This window comes from Streptomyces sp. 7N604 (assembly GCF_052245475.1).
Taxonomy (GTDB): Bacteria; Actinomycetota; Actinomycetes; order Streptomycetales; family Streptomycetaceae; genus Streptomyces.
In genome coordinates this window covers 455,461-472,139 of sequence record NZ_JBQQBX010000001.1, presented here as the reverse complement: position 1 = coordinate 472,139, position 16,679 = coordinate 455,461, and the positions used below count along the sequence as shown (strand labels likewise).

Sequence of the window (16,679 nt, the reverse complement as noted above, 5' to 3'; positions counted from 1 at the left end):
CGCGGCGAAGGTCCCGCTAAGCCTGCGCGGCCTTCGCCGCGCAGGTTCCGCATGTCCCGAAGATCTCGATCGTGTGGGCGACGTCCACGAAGCCGTTGTCCGCCGCGATCTGGTCGGCCCACTTCTCCACGGCCGGGCCCTCCACCTCGACCGCCTTGCCGCACCCGCGGCACACCAGATGGTGGTGGTGGTCGTCGGTGCTGCAGCGGCGGTAGACGGCCTCGCCCTCGCTGGTGCGCAGGACGTCGACCTCGCCGGCGTCCGCGAGCGACTGGAGGGTGCGGTAGACGGTGGTCAGACCGACCGAGTCGCCGCGGTGCTTGAGCATGTCGTGCAGCTCCTGGGCACTGCGGAACTCGTTCACCTCGTCGAGGGCGGCCGCCACTGCGGCGCGCTGCCTGGTCGACCGGCCGCGCACTGGGGCTGTGCTCATCCCACTGCTCCCCGCGGTAGCCACCGTTGCCTCCTCTGCTCGCCGTCCGCACCTACGGCTGGCCATTGTGCCAGTTCGCGGGTGCGGCAAAGAGCTACACCTTGACGTCGTCTCCCGAGGGGCCCGCGCCCGGTACCTCAAGGGTGCACTGTTCCTCGAAGGCCGCCGCGGCCCTGCGCGCACGTTTCCTGGCCAGCGGCGCCACGAGCGCGGTGATCACCGCGAATACGGCGATGGCCAGCACCACGATGCTCGCCCCGGGCGGCACGTCCACGTAGAAGGAGTAGGCGGTCCCGGTCAGGCTGACGCCGACGCCGATGCCGACCGCGGCCGCGAGCGTCATCGCGAAGCTGCGGGTGGCCTGCTGGGCGGCGGCGACCGGCACCACCATCAGTGCGCTGACGAGCAGCAGGCCGACGACCCGCATGGCCACGGTGACCGTGACGGCGGCGGTGACGGCGAGCAGCAGGTTCAGCAGCCGTACGGGCAGCCCGGTGACCCGCGCGAACTCCTCGTCCTGGCAGACGGCGAACAGCTGCCGCCGCAGTCCCAGTGTGATCGCGATCACGAAGGCGGCCAGCGCGCAGATCGCCCAGATGTCCGAGCTCGAGACCGTGGTGATCGAGCCCCAGAGATACGTGGTGAGGTTGGCGTTGGAGCCGTTCGGCGCGAGGTTGATCAGCAGGACGCCGCCCGCCATGCCGCCGTAGAAGAGCATGGCCAGCGCCAGGTCGCCGCGCGCCTTGCCGTACCAGCGGATCAGCTCCATCAGCACCGAGCCGGCCACGGTGACCGCGATAGCCGCCCAGATCGGGTTGGTCCCGGTCAGGAAGCCGAGCGCGACACCGGTCAGCGCCACGTGCCCGATTCCGTCGCCCATGATCGCCTGGCGGCGCTGGACGAGGTAGATGCCGACGGCGGGTGCGGTGATGCCGACGAGGACGGCGGCCAGCAGCGCCCGCTGCATGAAGTCGTAGCTGAGGATGTCCATCAGGTCAGCAACCCCGTCCGGATCGTTTCGGCCGTCTCGCCCGCGTGCGGGTGGACGTGGTCGTGGCCGGGCAGCGCGTGCTGGCCCACGGCCTGGGGCGGTGGCCCGTCGTGGACCACGCAGCCGTCGCGCAGCACCACCGCGCGGTCGATGAGCGGCTCCAGCGGGCCGAGTTCGTGCAGCACGAGCAGCACCGTGGCGCCCGCGGCGACCTGTTCGCGCAGGGTGTCCGCGAGCACCTGCTGGCTCTCGTGGTCCACCCCCGCCATCGGCTCGTCCAGGATCAGCAGCTCGGGTCCGGTGGCGAGCGCGCGGGCTATGAGCACCCGCTGGTGCTGGCCGCCGGAGAGGTTGTTGACCGAGTCCTTGGCCCGGTCCGCCATCCCGACCAGCTCCAGCGCCCGCTGCACCGCATCCTTGTCGGCCTTGCGCTGCCGCCCCAGCTTCGTACGGGCGAGCCGGCCCGCCGCCACGACCTCGCGGACGGTCGCGGGCACCCCGCTCGCGGCGGTGGTGCGCTGCGGTACGTACCCGATGCGGGCCCAGTCACGGAACCGGCTCCGCGGGGTGCCGAACAACTCCAACTCGCCTCCGGTGAGCGGGACCTGGCCGACGATGGCCCGTACGGCCGTGGACTTGCCGGAGCCGTTGGCGCCGAGCAGCGCGACGACCTCGCCGTGCCCCAAGGTCAGGTCGATCCCGCGCAGGACGGGCCGCGAGCCGAGCGAGGCGCTGGCCTTGCTGAGGGATATGACCGGCTGCTCCATGTGCGGTGCCTCCGTTGCCGTCACTTGGCCCCGAGGGCCTTCTGCAGGTTCTTCAGGTTCGCTTGCATGACCTCGAGGTAGTCGTCGCCCTGGGACTTGTCGTTGATGCCCTCGAGCGGGTCGAGCACACCGGTCTTCAGGCCGGTGTCGCCCGCCAGGGTCTCGGCGGTCCTGGGACTGGCGATCGTCTCGAAGAACACGGTGGTGACCTTGTCCTTCTTGGCGATCTCGTGCAGCTCCTTCATCCGGGCCGGGTTGGGCTCGGACTCCGGGTCGAGACCGACGATGGCCTCCTGGTCCAGGCCGTAGCGCTCGGCGAGGTAACCGAAGGCGGAGTGGGTGGTGATGAAGGTGTCGGTGGAGCGGCTCTTCAGGCCGTCCTCGTACTCCTTGTTCAGCCCGTCCAGCTTGCCGACCAGGGCCTCGGTGTTCTTCTTGTAGTCGTCGGCGTGGTCCGGGTCGGCCTTCTCCAGGGCCTTGCCCACGCCCTCGGCGATCTCGGCGTACTTGACCGGGTCCAGCCAGACGTGCACGTCGCCGCCGGCGTCCTCCGCGCCGGGCTCGTCGCCCTCTTCCTCGGGGCCGTGCTCTCCGCCGTGTTCCTCGCCGTGGTCGTGGCCGACCTCGGTCCCGTGGTCCCCGAGCTTGGTGAGGGTCGTGGCGTCGACGGTGTTCTTCACGCCGGACTGCTCGACTGCCTCGTCCACGGCGGGCTGCAGGCCCTTGAGGTAGAGGATCATCCCGGCTTCGCCGAGCTCGGCGGTCTGCTGCGGGCTGAGCTCGAGGTCGTGCGGCTCGATGCCCGGCTCGGTGAGGTCGGATACGGAGACGTGGTCGCCGCCGATCTCCTTCGCGAGGTACTCCATGGGGTAGAACGACGCCACCACGGTGAGCTTGCCGCCGTTGCCACCGCCTCCCGAACCGGAGCCGGAGCAGGCGGACAGGGAGGCGAGGCCGAGCGTGACAGCCCCGGCGACGGCGGCGGTGGGTATGAGGCGACGGCGTACGTTCATGACACTCATTTTCAACAAAATTGGAAACGATTGTCAACAACGTCTCTGTGGGGCCTCAAACGCTTACCGATTTGATCCGAGGGGTGCGGCCGCCGGTAATCTGAGGTATTCGCTGGGCCGGACCCCGGCGGAACCCACCATCACCGCCTTCGTCGTCATGAAGAGAGCACCGTGGCCGCCGACAAGATCGACACCATCGTCAGCCTGAGCAAGCGCCGTGGCTTCGTCTACCCGTGCAGCGAGATCTACGGCGGCCAGCGCGCCGCCTGGGACTACGGGCCGCTCGGCGTCGAGCTCAAGGAGAACATCAAGCGCCAGTGGTGGCGCGCCATGGTCACCTCGCGCGACGACGTGGTCGGTATCGACTCGTCCGTGATCCTGGCCCGCGAGGTCTGGGAGGCGTCCGGCCATGTCGCGACGTTCACCGACCCGCTCACCGAGTGCACCTCCTGTCACAAGCGGTTCCGCTCGGACCACCTGGAGGAGGCGTACGAGGCCAAGCACGGCCACATGCCGGCCAACGGCCTCAACGACGTCAACTGCCCGCACTGCGGCAACAAGGGCGCCTTCACCGAGCCCAAGCAGTTCTCGGGTCTGCTCGCCACTCATCTCGGCCCGACCCAGGACTCCGGCTCCGTCGCGTACCTGCGCCCCGAGACCGCGCAGGGCATCTTCACCAACTTCGCGGCGGTGCAGCAGACCTCGCGCAAGAAGCCGCCGTTCGGCATCGCGCAGATGGGCAAGTCGTTCCGCAACGAGATCACGCCGGGCAACTTCATCTTCCGCACGCGCGAGTTCGAGCAGATGGAGATGGAGTTCTTCGTCAAGCCGGGCGAGGACGAGAAGTGGCACGAGTACTGGATGCAGGAGCGCTGGAACTGGTACCGGGACCTGGGTCTCCAGGAGGCCAACATCCGGTGGTACGAGCACCCGAAGGAGAAGCTCTCCCACTACTCGAAGCGCACCGCTGACATCGAGTACCGCTTCAACTTCGGCGGCACCGAGTTCTCCGAGCTCGAGGGCGTCGCGAACCGCACGGACTTCGACCTCTCCGCGCACTCCAAGGCCTCCGGCCAGGACCTGTCGTACTTCGACCAGGAGGCGGGGGAGCGCTGGACGCCGTACGTCATCGAGCCGGCGGCCGGTGTCAACCGCGCGATGCTCGCCTTCATGCTCGACGCGTACACCGAGGACGAGGCGCCGAACGCCAAGGGCGTGATGGAGAAGCGCACCGTCATGCGGCTGGACGCCCGGCTGGCGCCGGTCAAGGTCGCGGTCCTGCCGCTGTCCCGCAACCCGCAGCTGTCGCCGAAGGCGAAGGGGCTGGCGGCGGACCTGCGCAAGCACTGGAACATCGAGTTCGACGACGCGGGCGCGATCGGCCGCCGCTACCGCAGGCAGGACGAGATCGGCACGCCGTTCTGCGTCACCGTCGACTTCGACACGCTCGACGACAATGCGGTGACGGTGCGCGAGCGCGACACGATGAAGCAGGAGCGGGTCTCGCTCGACCAGGTCCAGGCGTACCTGGGGGCGCGCCTGCTCGGCTGCTGAGCCGCGGAGCCGCCTCCGGCGCGGTGAACTAACGTGCCGGGGTCCCGCAAGGGACCCCGGCACCGCCCTGTGGGTCCGCTTTTCCCCCCATGCGTTCCGCCCCTGCGGAACGCATGCCCACACCACAGGGCGTGCTGCGGCCGGTCAGGCCATGAGGCCGCGGAGTGCGAGCGCGCGTACGGCGGCGAAGGCCGTGGTGATGTCCGGCGACGACCACTCCGGGGCGTAAGCCGGGTCGTGGAAGCGGTTCGTGGCGTCGAAGACCGCGCGGGCCGCGGTGGCGTAGTCGCCGTCGGGGGCCTTGAACACCCCCTGCTCGTGGCCGTCCTGGAGGATTTGCGCCAGCTGGCCGACCAGGTCGGCGACGTGTCGCTCGACGACTCCGCCGCTCTCGCCGATCAACGCCATGTAGGTGGCGAAGAGTTCGGGGTCGTCACCCGCCTTGTGGCGCTTGGCTTCGAAGAGTTCCGACAGCCACCGCTCGAGCCGCTCCGGAGCCGGGCCCGGCCCGGCCGCGATCGCGGCCAGTGCCTCTGACGTACGGCTGAGCCAGCGCTCCGTGACGGCCTCCCGCAGCGCGGCCTTGCTCGGGAAGTGGCGGTAGACGCTGCCGTGGCTGACCCCCAGCGCCCGCGCGACGTCCACCACCGTGGCCTTGGCCGGGCCGAAGCGGCGGAGCACCTCCTCGGTGGCTTCGAGGATGCGGTCCGGGGTCAGGGTCTCGGGCGGCATCTGCTCCCTGCGGCCTCTCTCGTTGTCGTGCCGGGGTTGTCCCGCTACGTCTTCTTCTCGCTGTCGAGGTGCGCCATCTGGGCCGCAGGGTAGCGCTCGCCCGCCGCCGCCGCGGCCGGGACGGCGGCCTCGATCGCTGCCAGGTCGTCCGCGCCGAGGGTGACGTCCGCCGTCACGTCACCGCGCGCGGCAGCCGCAGGCTCATCAGCGTGGTCAGCAGCACCGCCCCCAGCTGTACGGTCAGCGTGATCGCCAGCGCATCGCGCATCCCCATCGACCCGGCCAGCGACAGGAACAGCGAGCCGAGCGTCGCCACGCCCAGCGCCAGGCTGGCCTGCTGGGTGGTCACCAGGACCCCGCTGCCGACCCCCGCCCGTTCGCCCGGCACGTCCGCCAGCACGATCCGGAACAGCACCGGCAGTTGGAGCCCCTGGCCGAAGCCCGCCACGGCCATCCCCGGCAGCAGCTGCCAGAAGCCGAGTTCCGGCCAGCTCCGCAGCGCCGCCGCCACGAGCAGGGCCAGGCCCGTCGCCTGCAGCAGCCCGCCCGCGGTCACGACCCGGCTGCCGTACCGGCCCACCAGGCGCGGTCCCATCAGCGAGGCGACGAAGAACGCCACCGCCATCGGCACCAGCGAGACCCCGGCCTCCACGGGACCGTGCCGCAGCCCCTGCTGAAGCGCGACCGCCATGACGAACATGAAGCCGCCGAAGCCGATGGCGACCGGCATGAGGACCCCGAGACCGCGCCGCAGACCCGGCAGCGCGAACAGGCTCGGCGGCACCAGCGGCGTACGCCCCAGCCGGTCGGCCCGCCGCTCCACCGCCCAGAACGCGCCCGCGGCGAACGGGAACACGGCCAGCGAGGCCCCCGTCCACGCCGGCCAGCCCGCCGCGCGGCCCTCCGTCAGCGGCATCAGCAGGGTCACCAGCGCGACCGCCAGCAGGACGGTGCCGGGACCGTCGACCGGCGCGGGCCGGTCCGAGCGGGTCTCGGGGACCGTACGGGCGGCCAGCACCAGGCCGATCAGCGCCACCGGCACGTTGACCAGGAAGATCGACCGCCAGCCGGTGCCCGCTATGTCGGCGGACACCAGCACGCCGCCCAGGATCTGCCCCGCGACCATCGACAGGCCGGCCGTCGCGCCGTAGAGGCTGAGCGCCCTGGCCCGGCGCCGGCCGGCCGTGGTGGCGTGGATCGTGGCGAGTACCTGAGGCAGCATCAGCGCGGCTGACGCGCCCTGCGCCACCCGGGCCACCACCAGCGTCCCGGCGTCCGGCGCGAGGCCGCACGCCAGCGAGGTCAGCCCGAAGGCCGCCATGCCGGCGAGGAAGAGCCTGCGGCGGCCGAACATGTCGCCCAGGCGGCCGCCCACCACCAGCAGGACGGCGTACGCCACGCCGTAGCCCGCGACCACCAGCTCCAACAGGGCGGGTCCCGCGGAGAGTTCGCGATCGATGGACGGCAGGGCGACATTGACGATGAAGAAGTCGATCAGAGGGAGGGACGCTCCCAGCAGGATCGTGATCAGCCCGAGCGGGCTGAGCGCGGCCGCCGGATCGCCGGCTCCGCTGGCGGGCCCGGGAGCGGCTCCGGGTCCTGTCTCGTCCACCGGGTCCCCGAGCTGGCGGACGCGCGGGTGGATCTCGGCGCGCGACGGCGACCCGGTCACCGGCGGCGGGGGCGTGTACGGGGTTCCTGTCGTTGATTCGGTCACGTCCCCGACGATGCGCCTCCGCTGAGACGGGTACCAGAGTGCCCTTATCCTGGTACTGGATATACCTGGAAACTGGCTGAGGACTCGCTCATGCTGGACGCATGAGCACCGCCACAGAGCCTTCCGCCGACCGAACCCCCGCCGCCTGGGCAGTCGGAGCCGTCGAGGCGGCCCCCGGCGCCGATACCGTGCGCCGCAGCGAGCTGGCCGCCTTCCTCCGCAGCCGCCGCGAGCGGATCTCCCCCGAGCAGGTCGGCCTGCCCCGGGGCCCCCGCCGCCGCACGCCCGGACTGCGGCGCGAGGAGGTCGCGCACCTGTCCGCGGTCGGCGTCACCTGGTACACCTGGCTCGAACAGGCCCGGGACATCCATGTATCAGCCCAGGTCCTCGATGCGCTCGCCCGCGCCCTGCAGCTCGACCCGAGCGAGCGCAGCCACCTCTTCGCTCTCGCCGGGGCCGCCGACCCCGACCCCGGCACCGAGTGCTCGGGCATCTCGCCGTCGCTGCGCCAGATACTCGAGCAGCTCGAGCCCTACCCGGCGTGCGTGCAGAACAGCCGGTACGACATCCGCGCGTACAACCGCACCTACGGCCGTCTGCTCTGTGACCTCGACAGCCTCCCCTACCAGGACCGCAACAGCATGTGGCTGGCCTTCACCCATCCCCAGTGGCAGGCCGCCCTCGTCGACCGCGAGGAGACGGTCCGCCTGATGGCGGCCAAGTTCCGCGCGGCCATGGCCGAGCACATCGCGGAGCCGGCCTGGAAGGCGCTGCTCAAGCGGCTGCAGCAGGCCTCGCCCGAGTTCCGGGCGATCTGGGAGCGCCATGAGGTGCTGAGCGGCGTGACCAGCCGGACCAAGCGGTTCCGCAACGCTGACGTCGGCCTGCTCCACGTTCAGCACACCGACCTCTGGCTCGGGCCCCGGCACGGCCCGCGCGTGGTGGCGTACGTCCCCGCCGACGCCGAGACCGGCGAGCGGCTCGAGAAGCTTCACGCCCTCGCGCTCGCCGACTCCTGATCAGCGGCTTCCGTGTCCAGCCGGGCGGCGGTGCGGTGTGCCGTACGGGCCGCCCAGTCGCCCGTCGTGGCGGCCCCGACGAGCAGGATCGACAGTCCGCAGCCGGCGATGATCCACCACGCGGGGCGGCTCGCGGCAGTGAACCCCTCGACGTCCGCGGCACCGCGTACCCCCGCCGCCAGCACCGCCCCGATCACCGCGACGCCGAGCGCTTGCCCGACCTGCCGGCTCGTGGAGGCCACGGCGGCGGCCACGCCCGCCTGCGAGCGCGGCATGCCGGAGACGGCGGTGTTGGTGATCGGCGCGTTGACCAGGCCGAAGCCGACGCCGAAGAGCACATAGCCGGTGAAGAGCAGCGACACCGACGCCTCGGCCTCGAAGCCCGCGAACAGCACCCCGCTCGCCGCCATCGACACCCCGGCGAGCAGCAGTGGCAGCCGCGGCCCGCGGCTGCCGACCAGCCGGCCCGACAGCGGCGCGAAGACGAAGGTCATCGCCGCCATCGGCAGCATCCACGCCCCGGCGTCCAGCGCCGACAGGCCGCGCACCTCCTGCAGATACAGGGTGTTGACGAACAGGAAGCCGCCCAGCGCGGCGAACGCGCTCACCGCGATCACCGTGGCGCCGGTGAACGGCGCGCTGCCGAAGAAGCGCAGATCGATCAGCGGCTCCGCGCGCCGCGGCTCGTACAGCACGAGCGCCGGCAGCGCCGCCGCGGCCACCCCTGCGCAGGACAGGATCAGCGGCGAGGCCGGGCCCGCGACCGGGGCCTCGATGATCGCGTACGTCAGGGAGCCCAGCAGGGCGATGACGAGCAGCTGGCCGACCGGGTCCACGCGGCGCGGCTTCGGGGCGCGCGACTCGGGCACGTAGCGGGCGGTGAGAAGCAGGGCCGCGAGCCCCACCGGCAGGTTGAGCCAGAAGATCGACCGCCAGCCGACCGCGTCCACCAGCCCCCCGCCGACCAGCGGCCCCGCCGCCATGCTGATCCCGACGACACCGCCCCACACGCCGATCGCGCGGGCCCGCTCCCTCGGATCCGTGAAGACGTTGGCGACGATCGACAGCGCCACGGGGTTCAGCATCGAGCCGCCGACGGCCTGCACCATGCGGAAGACCACCAGCCACTCCAGCGTCGGCGCGAGGCTGCACAGCAGCGAGCCGAGCGTGAACAGCACCAGGCCCGCCTGGAAGACCCTGCGCCGCCCGATCCGGTCGGCGGTCGAGCCCGCGAGCATCAGCAGCGACGCCAGCACCACCGTGTACGCGTCGATCGTCCACTGCAGGCCCGAGACGGAAGCGCCCAGCTCCCTGCGCATGGCGGGCAGCGCGACATTGAGAACGGTGTTGTCGAGGCTGACGATCAGCAGGCTCATGCAGCAGATCCCCAGCACGAGCAGCCGCCGGCGGTGGCTGAGTTCCGACATGGCTGAACCGTACAAGCACCGGCGCCGACGTCCGGGACAACGCCCGGCGCGGGTGCGGGACAATGGGTGGTCGTCCCCCGTCCGTACGGCCCCGAAGGATGCCCTCCGTGACCCAGCTGCAGATCGGTCCGCACACGGTCCTGCCACCGGTGGTCCTCGCCCCGATGGCCGGGATCACCAACGCGCCGTTCCGCACCCTGTGCCGCGAGTTCAGTGGCGGAAAAGGGCTGTTCGTCAGCGAGATGATCACGACGCGGGCGCTCGTCGAGCGAGACGCCAAGACCATGCGGCTGATCCGCTTCGACGGAACCGAGAAGCCGCGCTCCATCCAGCTGTACGGCGTCGACCCGGAGACCGTCGGCAGGGCCGCCCGCATGATCGCGGACGAGGACCTGGCCGACCACATCGACCTCAACTTCGGCTGCCCGGTGCCCAAGGTGACCCGCAAGGGCGGCGGTTCCGCCCTTCCGTACAAGCGGAACCTGCTGCGCTCGATCCTGCGCGAGGCGGTCGCGGGCGCGGGCGGCCTGCCCGTGACCATGAAGATGCGCAAGGGCATCGACGACGACCACCTCACGTACCTCGACGCGGGCCGGATCGCGGTCGAGGAGGGCGTCACGGCGATCGCGCTGCACGGACGTACGGCGGCGCAGCACTACGGCGGTACGGCCGACTGGGACGCCATCGCCCGGCTGAAGGAGGCCGTCCCCGAGATCCCGGTGCTGGGCAACGGCGACATCTGGTCGGCGGACGACGCACTGCGGATGATGCGCGAGACCGGCTGCGACGGGGTGGTCGTGGGGCGCGGCTGCCTGGGGCGGCCGTGGCTGTTCGGCGACCTGGTGAGCGCCTTCGAAGGGACGGGCGAGGTTGCGGCCCCGAGGCTGAAGGAGGTCGCGGTCGTCATGCTGCGCCACGCCCAGCTGCTGGGGGAGTGGCTGGAGAACGAGGCGCGCGGCGTCATCGACTTCCGCAAGCACGTCGCCTGGTACACGAAGGGCTTTGCGATCGGCTCCGAGATGCGGAAGCGGCTCGCGGTCGCCTCGTCGCTCGCCGAGCTGGACGAGCTGCTGGGCGGGCTGGACCTGGACCAGGCGTGGCCGGCCGGTGCGGATGGGCCGCGGGGCCGCACGTCCGGCAGGGACCGGGTGGTCCTGCCGGACGGCTGGCTCGACGACCCGTACGCGTGCGCTGCGCTGAGCGAGGACGCGGAGTCGGACACGTCCGGGGGGTAACCGGTTGTGCCCACCCGTTCCGCCCCGCGGAACGCATGCCCACAACCTAGATAAGGGCGCTGAGCAGGGCCAGCGGGGTGGCGGCCGCCCAGGCTTGGGGGGAGCAGGAGTGCGGGTACGGCACGGGCGTCGGGTGCTCGTCCCGCCCGTACCCGGCCATCACCTCCGGCAGCCGCCACCCGTGCACCGCCGCCGCCTCCACCAGCCCGCGGACCACCGCGAGCGCCTGCTCCGTCAGCCCGTACCGCGCAAGCCCCAGCACCGTCAGCGCGTTGTCGTGCGGCCAGATCGAGCCCTTGTGCCAGGACAGCGGGTGGTACGGCACCTGGCCCGCGGCGAGCGTGCGGATGCCCCAGCCGGAGAAGAAGTCCGGTTCGAGCAGCCTGCGGCCGACCCGCGCCCCGTGCTGCGGATCCAGAATCCCCGACCACAGCAGGTGCCCGGCCTCCGACGCCAGGACGTCGACCTGGCGGCCCTCGCCGTCCAGGGCGAGGGCGGGGAACTCCTGCCCCGGCATCCAGAATTCGCGGTGGAAGCGGCCGCTCAGCTGGGCCGCGGCCTCCTCGAGCCGGTCCGCGAGCGCCGCGTCGTCCCAGGTCTTGCGGGCGAGCGCGGCGGTGCGCAGGAGCGCGTCGTACGCGTACCCCTGCGCCCCGGCGACCGCGATGGGCCCTTGTGCCGGGGTCCCGTCGCTGAAGCAGATCGCGCCGGGGGAGTCCCGCCAGCTCTGGTCGCCGCCCGCGGCGACCGGCACGCCGCCGTAGACGAGCCGCCCCAGCTCCGCAAGACCGCCGTCCTGGAACATCCACTCGACGGCGGCGCGGGCCTGTGGTTCGAGGCGGCGGGCGAGCGCGTCGTCGGCCGTCCGCTCGGTGTAGGCGTGGAGGAGGATCAGGAAGAGCGGGGTGGCGTCGACGGCGCCGTAGTAACGGCCGTACGGGACCTGGCGGAAGCGGGCGAGTTCGCCGTGCCGGATCTCGTGCGCGATGCGGCCCGGCTGCTCCTGCCGCGGGGCGTTCTGCCCCTGCCCCCGGCGGGTGCGCTCCCAGCCGGAGGCAGGCGGAGGGTCGTACTCCGTGCCCTGCGCCGCGGCGAGCGCGGCGAGGGTGGCGGCCGCCAGCCCGGGCCGGTACGGCAGGGTGAACAGCGAGGTGAGCAGGGAGTCCCGGCCGAAGAGGGCCAGGAACCAGGGGATTCCGGCGGCGGGCACCCGCAGCGGCTCCCCGTCGGGGCCGACCGCCGGTACGCGCAGGCCCGCCAGGTCGGCCAGGCCCTGCTCGCAGGCGCGGGCCAGTTCGGTCCAGCCGATGAGGTCGCGGGGCCTGGGGTCGGCTCCGGTGAACGCGGCGTTCTCCTGGGCGAGGCCCGCGACTGCCGTGGCCGGGGGCTGGACGCGTGGCGGCTCGGCGTCCGTGCCGGACGGCAGCGCGCAGGCCTGGAGGACGATCTCGCCGTTGCCGTGCGGCGGGAGGAGGACGCGCCATTCGAGGGTGCGGGCGGTGCCGCTGGCCGGGTGGGTCACCTTGTCGGGCGCGGGGACGGCGGTGATCACGGTTCTGGAGTGCCACTCGGGGCCGGGCCCTCCGCCGGGGGCTGGGCGTTCGTAGCCGAGGGCCACGCCGTCCTGGAGGGCCTCGGCGGTGCGCACGGCGTCGGTCTTGTCGTAGGTGCGGTAGTCGGTGCGCAGCTCGAACTGGTCGGCGAAGTCGGCGTCCACGGTCAGGGAGACCCGGGCGGTGGTCGGCACGGGGCGATTGCTGGTCAGCCGGATGCGCTCGGCCAGCGATCGGTCCGCGACCGCCTGCTCCCGGAAGACCGTGTACGCCGGGGGCTCGTGCCCGCTGCCGGGCGGGGTGAGTACGGCGGCGAGCGGCCGGTCGGGCCCGGCCTGCCCGGCCGCGACGAGCAGCTCGGGCGAAGAGCCCTCCACGGTCAGCTGCCACCGGCTGAGGTGGCGCGCATCGCGGGAGAACAGCCCGTCCGGGGAGGCGCCGCATGCGCCGCTGATGTCGCCGGAGTCGGTTACGACGGCGAATGTCCCGTCATGCACCAGAAGATGGTGTCCTGTCATCGGTCAAGCCTGCCCTTCGTCGGGCTCCGTGCGGAGGATGTCACTCCATGTGTCCGTATCACGGCAAGGAGTGCCGACCTGGGACGCCACACGGCCTGCTCATCTGAGCAATTTCGTATGCGAATGTGTCCACGGGGTGAGATCCGGGGTACGCCTAGGGCGTGATTCTCACCACCCCTGATAGGGGGTCTGCTCAGATGAGCGACTTCGGTCAGGGTGCACCTTTCCAAGGGGTGGCACCCAGTGCCACCCTTGCGGGCTTCGAGTGATCTAGGAGTAAGTCACTCTCCGCCGATGGCAATTGGCGGACCCGTCGGCCGAGAGTGATGATGTCTTCACCTCTTAAAGGAGGCGGAGTTGATCTAAAACCAGCCATGTACCTGCGATCTGCTGGCGGACGAGTGGTTACGGCCGTATGACGGCCAGGTGGACGTACTCATGCGCCTTCGATCTGGGTACGCTCCCGGCCGTCAGGGCAGCCGTCCGCGAGGAGTCGAGATCCCGTGTCGGAAAACCAAGATCCCCACGTATCCCAGCCTGAGCCCCAGAAGTTCGTCTACGACTTCACCGAGGGCAACAAGGACCTCAAGGACCTGCTCGGCGGGAAGGGAGCCAACCTTGCCGAGATGACCAACCTGGGGCTTCCCGTCCCTCCGGGCTTCACGATCACCACCGAGGCGTGCAAGGTCTACCTGGACAGCGGCAGCGAGCCCGCGGCACTGCGTGACGAGGTAAGTGCGCACCTCGTCGCCCTCGAGCAGAAGATGGGCAAGAAGCTCGGCCAGCCGGACAACCCCCTCCTCGTGTCCGTGCGTTCCGGGGCCAAGTTCTCGATGCCCGGCATGATGGACACCGTCCTCAACATCGGCCTCTCCGACGATTCGGTCGCGGGCCTCGCCGACCAGGCCGGGGACGCGCGCTTCGCCTGGGACTCCTACCGCCGGCTGATCCAGATGTTCGGCAAGACCGTGCTCGGCGTCGACGGTGATCTCTTCGAGGAGGCGCTCGAGGAGGCCAAGGAGGCCAAGGGCGCGGCCACCGACGTCGACCTCAAGGCCGCTGACCTGCAGCAGCTCGTCGAGGACTTCAAGGGCATCGTGCTCAAGGAGACCGGCCGGGAGTTCCCGCAGGACCCGCGCGAGCAGATGGACCTGGCCATCAAGGCCGTGTTCGACTCGTGGAACGGCGAGCGCGCCAAGCTCTACCGCCGCCAGGAGCGCATTCCGCACGATCTGGGCACGGCCGTCAACGTCTGCTCGATGGTCTTCGGCAACCTCGGCCCCGACTCCGGTACCGGCGTCGCCTTCACCCGCGACCCGGCCAGCGGCCACCAGGGCGTCTACGGCGACTACCTGCAGAACGCGCAGGGCGAGGACGTCGTCGCGGGCATCCGCAACACCGTGCCGCTCGCCGATCTCGAGCGGATCGACAAGACCTCGTACGACCAGCTGATGCAGATCATGGAGACCCTCGAGACGCACTACAAGGACCTGTGCGACATCGAGTTCACCATCGAGCGCGGCCAGCTGTGGATGCTCCAGACCCGGGTCGGCAAGCGCACCGCGGGCGCGGCCTTCCGGATCGCCACGCAGCTCGTCGACCAGGGCCTGATCGACGAGGCGGAGGCGCTGCAGCGGGTCAACGGCGCCCAGCTCGCGCAGCTGATGTTCCCGCGCTTCGACGAGTCGGCGAAGGCGGAGAAGATCGGCCGGGGCATCGCCGCGTCGCCGGGCGCGGCGGTCGGCAAGGCGGTCTTCGACTCGTACACCGCCGTCAAGTGGTCGCGGTCCGGCGAGAAGGTCATCCTCATCCGCCGCGAGACCAACCCCGACGACCTCAACGGCATGATCGCCGCCGAGGGGATTCTCACCTCGCGCGGCGGCAAGACCTCGCACGCCGCCGTCGTCGCCCGCGGCATGGGCAAGACCTGTGTCTGCGGCGCCGAGGAGCTGGAGGTCGACACCAAGCGGCGGCGGCTGACGACCACCGACGGGACGGTCGTCGAGGAAGGCGACCTGGTCTCCATCGACGGCTCGTCCGGCAAGGTCTACCTGGGCGAGGTGCCGGTCGTCCCGTCGCCCGTCGTCGAGTACTTCGAGGGCCGGATGCACGCCGGGGCCGAGGACGCCGACGAGCTGGTCAGGGCCGTGCACCGGATCATGGCGTACGCGGACCGGGTGCGCCGGCTCCGAGTCCGCGCCAACGCCGACAACGCCGAGGACGCGGCGCGCGCCCGCCGGTTCGGCGCCCAGGGCATCGGCCTGTGCCGCACCGAGCACATGTTCCTCGGTGAGCGGCGCGAGCTGGTCGAGAAGCTGATCCTCGCCGACACCGACGAGGAGCGCGACGACGCCCTCAAGACCCTGCTGCCGCTGCAGAAGCAGGACTTCGTCGAGCTCTTCGAGGCCATGGACGGGCTGCCGGTGACGATCCGGCTGCTCGACCCGCCGCTGCACGAGTTCCTGCCCGACATCACCGACCTCTCGGTGCGGGTGGCGCTCGCCGAGTCCCGCAACGAGCAGCAGGAGAACGACCTGCGGCTGCTCCAGGCCGTGCACAAGCTGCACGAGCAGAACCCGATGCTGGGGCTCCGCGGCGTGCGCCTCGGTCTGGTCATCCCCGGCCTGTTCACCATGCAGGTGCGGGCCATCGCGGAGGCCGCGGCCCAGCGGAAGGACGCCAAGGGCGACCCGCGGGCGGAGATCATGATCCCGCTGGTGGGCACCGTCCAGGAACTGGAGCTCGTACGGGACGAGGCGGAGGAGGTCATCGCGGAGGTCCAGGAGGCCACCGGTGTCGACTTGAAGATCGCGCTCGGCACGATGATCGAGCTGCCGCGGGCCGCCCTGACGGCCGGTCAGATCGCGGAGGCGGCCGAGTTCTTCTCCTTCGGCACCAACGACCTCACCCAGACCGTGTGGGGCTTCTCCCGCGACGACGTGGAGGCCAGCTTCTTCACCGCGTACCTGGAGAAGGGGATTTTCGGGGTCTCGCCGTTCGAGACGATCGACAAGGACGGCGTCGGCTCCCTCGTACGGAACGCCGTCCAGGCCGGCCGTGCCACCCGCCCCGACCTCAAGCTCGGCATCTGCGGTGAGCACGGCGGTGACCCGGAGTCGGTCCACTTCTTCCACGAAGTGGGTCTGGACTACGTCTCCTGCTCGCCGTTCCGGATTCCGGTCGCGCGCCTTGAGGCGGGCCGCGCGGCGGCACAGAGCAAGGGCAGCGACTCGCGCTGACCCTCCGAGGAAAAGAGCCACCGGAGCAGCCGCCGGGAACCCCGACCCTCAGCCCGGCGGTGGCTCCGGCACCCTGAAAGGGGGCGGCACCTGTGCGGAGGTGCCGCCCCCTATCTCTTTGAACGGCTTACCAATTGAAACCGCTTACCCGCGGTGTGCCACCGGCGTGCTACGGCAAAAATCCGCCCGGGTTTTCCGGGCGGATTCTTGGTGGTTGCCGCTTGTACCGGCCGCGCGGGGGTGGCGCGTCGGCGCAGTTGGCGCGGTTGTACGGGGAGGCGGGGCTGTCGGCCCGCGGTCCGGACGGGCTCGAGGTACCGGACCGCAGGCCGTAACCCCTGCCAGACACGTGGCGGTACCCAAAGCCGCCCGGAAACCGCCGTACTGCCCCCACAACAGCTGCATCGGCGGGCTTCCGTGTGCCCAACGAGATACAGCATTTCGTTACGGGGCGTATCCCTGCGACCCGTTTCAACTGTGG

At 71.1% G+C, this 16,679-nt stretch carries 13 protein-coding genes; 4 read left to right on the top strand and 9 right to left on the bottom strand.

From position 1 onward, the window contains the following. Positions 1-16: 16 nt before the first annotated feature. The 4 genes from ACTWP8_RS02145 to ACTWP8_RS02130 all read right to left on the bottom strand — a co-directional run bounded on the left by ACTWP8_RS02145 (position 17) and on the right by ACTWP8_RS02130 (position 3,204). Positions 17-433: a Fur family transcriptional regulator gene (locus tag ACTWP8_RS02145; protein WP_443318655.1), complete on the bottom strand. Its 417-nt coding sequence runs from the start codon at positions 431-433 to the stop codon at positions 17-19. Positions 434-527: 94 nt separating this feature from the next. Next, positions 528-1,424, bottom strand: a complete 897-nt coding sequence (locus tag ACTWP8_RS02140) for a metal ABC transporter permease (RefSeq protein WP_443320405.1) — start codon at positions 1,422-1,424, stop codon at positions 528-530. Beyond that, positions 1,424-2,191, bottom strand: coding sequence for a metal ABC transporter ATP-binding protein (locus tag ACTWP8_RS02135; protein WP_443320404.1), 768 nt, complete (start codon positions 2,189-2,191; stop codon positions 1,424-1,426). The genes ACTWP8_RS02140 and ACTWP8_RS02135 overlap by 1 nt, the downstream gene beginning before the upstream one ends. Before the next feature lie 20 nt (positions 2,192-2,211). Beyond that, positions 2,212-3,204 (bottom strand): metal ABC transporter substrate-binding protein, encoded by a 993-nt coding sequence (locus ACTWP8_RS02130; protein WP_443320403.1) that lies wholly within the window; start codon positions 3,202-3,204, stop codon positions 2,212-2,214. A gap of 171 nt (positions 3,205-3,375) precedes the next feature. Between ACTWP8_RS02130 and ACTWP8_RS02125 the strand changes: the two genes are divergently transcribed. After that, entirely contained in the window at positions 3,376-4,758 is a 1,383-nt protein-coding gene (locus ACTWP8_RS02125) for a glycine--tRNA ligase (protein WP_443318659.1), read from the top strand. Between the two features lie 144 nt (positions 4,759-4,902). Here the strand turns inward: ACTWP8_RS02125 and ACTWP8_RS02120 are convergent, their stop codons facing one another. The 3 genes from ACTWP8_RS02120 to ACTWP8_RS02110 are packed head-to-tail and all read right to left on the bottom strand — an operon-like array spanning position 4,903 to position 7,102. Then, positions 4,903-5,490 carry a TetR family transcriptional regulator gene (locus ACTWP8_RS02120; RefSeq protein WP_443320402.1) on the bottom strand — a complete coding sequence of 196 codons (588 nt, stop codon included), beginning with the start codon at positions 5,488-5,490 and terminating at the stop codon, positions 4,903-4,905. 44 nt (positions 5,491-5,534) lie between these two features. After that, positions 5,535-5,666 carry a hypothetical protein gene (locus ACTWP8_RS02115; protein ID WP_443320401.1) on the bottom strand — a complete coding sequence of 44 codons (132 nt, stop codon included), beginning with the start codon at positions 5,664-5,666 and terminating at the stop codon, positions 5,535-5,537. Continuing rightward, entirely contained in the window at positions 5,663-7,102 is a 1,440-nt protein-coding gene (locus tag ACTWP8_RS02110; protein WP_443320454.1) for an MFS transporter, read from the bottom strand. Before ACTWP8_RS02110 ends, ACTWP8_RS02115 begins: the two co-directional genes overlap by 4 nt. 206 nt (positions 7,103-7,308) lie before the next feature. Here ACTWP8_RS02110 and ACTWP8_RS02105 point away from each other — a divergent pair, with 206 nt between their 5' ends. Beyond that, positions 7,309-8,226 (top strand): helix-turn-helix transcriptional regulator, encoded by a 918-nt coding sequence (locus ACTWP8_RS02105; RefSeq protein ID WP_443320400.1) that lies wholly within the window; start codon positions 7,309-7,311, stop codon positions 8,224-8,226. Here ACTWP8_RS02105 and ACTWP8_RS02100 read toward each other — a convergent pair. Next, complete coding sequence (locus tag ACTWP8_RS02100) at positions 8,199-9,653, bottom strand: MFS transporter (RefSeq protein ID WP_443320399.1); 1,455 nt, start codon at positions 9,651-9,653, stop codon at positions 8,199-8,201. The two genes, ACTWP8_RS02105 and ACTWP8_RS02100, sit on opposite strands and share 28 nt — an antisense overlap. A 98-nt stretch (positions 9,654-9,751) precedes the next feature. Between ACTWP8_RS02100 and dusB the strand changes: the two genes are divergently transcribed. Beyond that, positions 9,752-10,888, top strand: coding sequence for a tRNA dihydrouridine synthase DusB (gene dusB / locus ACTWP8_RS02095; protein WP_443320398.1), 1,137 nt, complete (start codon positions 9,752-9,754; stop codon positions 10,886-10,888). Between the two features lie 46 nt (positions 10,889-10,934). Here the strand turns inward: dusB and ACTWP8_RS02090 are convergent, their stop codons facing one another. Next, positions 10,935-12,959 (bottom strand): amylo-alpha-1,6-glucosidase, encoded by a 2,025-nt coding sequence (locus ACTWP8_RS02090; protein ID WP_443320397.1) that lies wholly within the window; start codon positions 12,957-12,959, stop codon positions 10,935-10,937. A 503-nt stretch (positions 12,960-13,462) separates the two neighbouring features. Here ACTWP8_RS02090 and ppdK point away from each other — a divergent pair. After that, the gene (gene ppdK, locus ACTWP8_RS02085; protein ID WP_443320396.1) at positions 13,463-16,198 is read left to right on the top strand and encodes a pyruvate, phosphate dikinase; all 2,736 of its coding nucleotides are present in this window, start codon (positions 13,463-13,465) and stop codon (positions 16,196-16,198) included. Positions 16,199-16,679 lie beyond the last annotated feature (481 nt).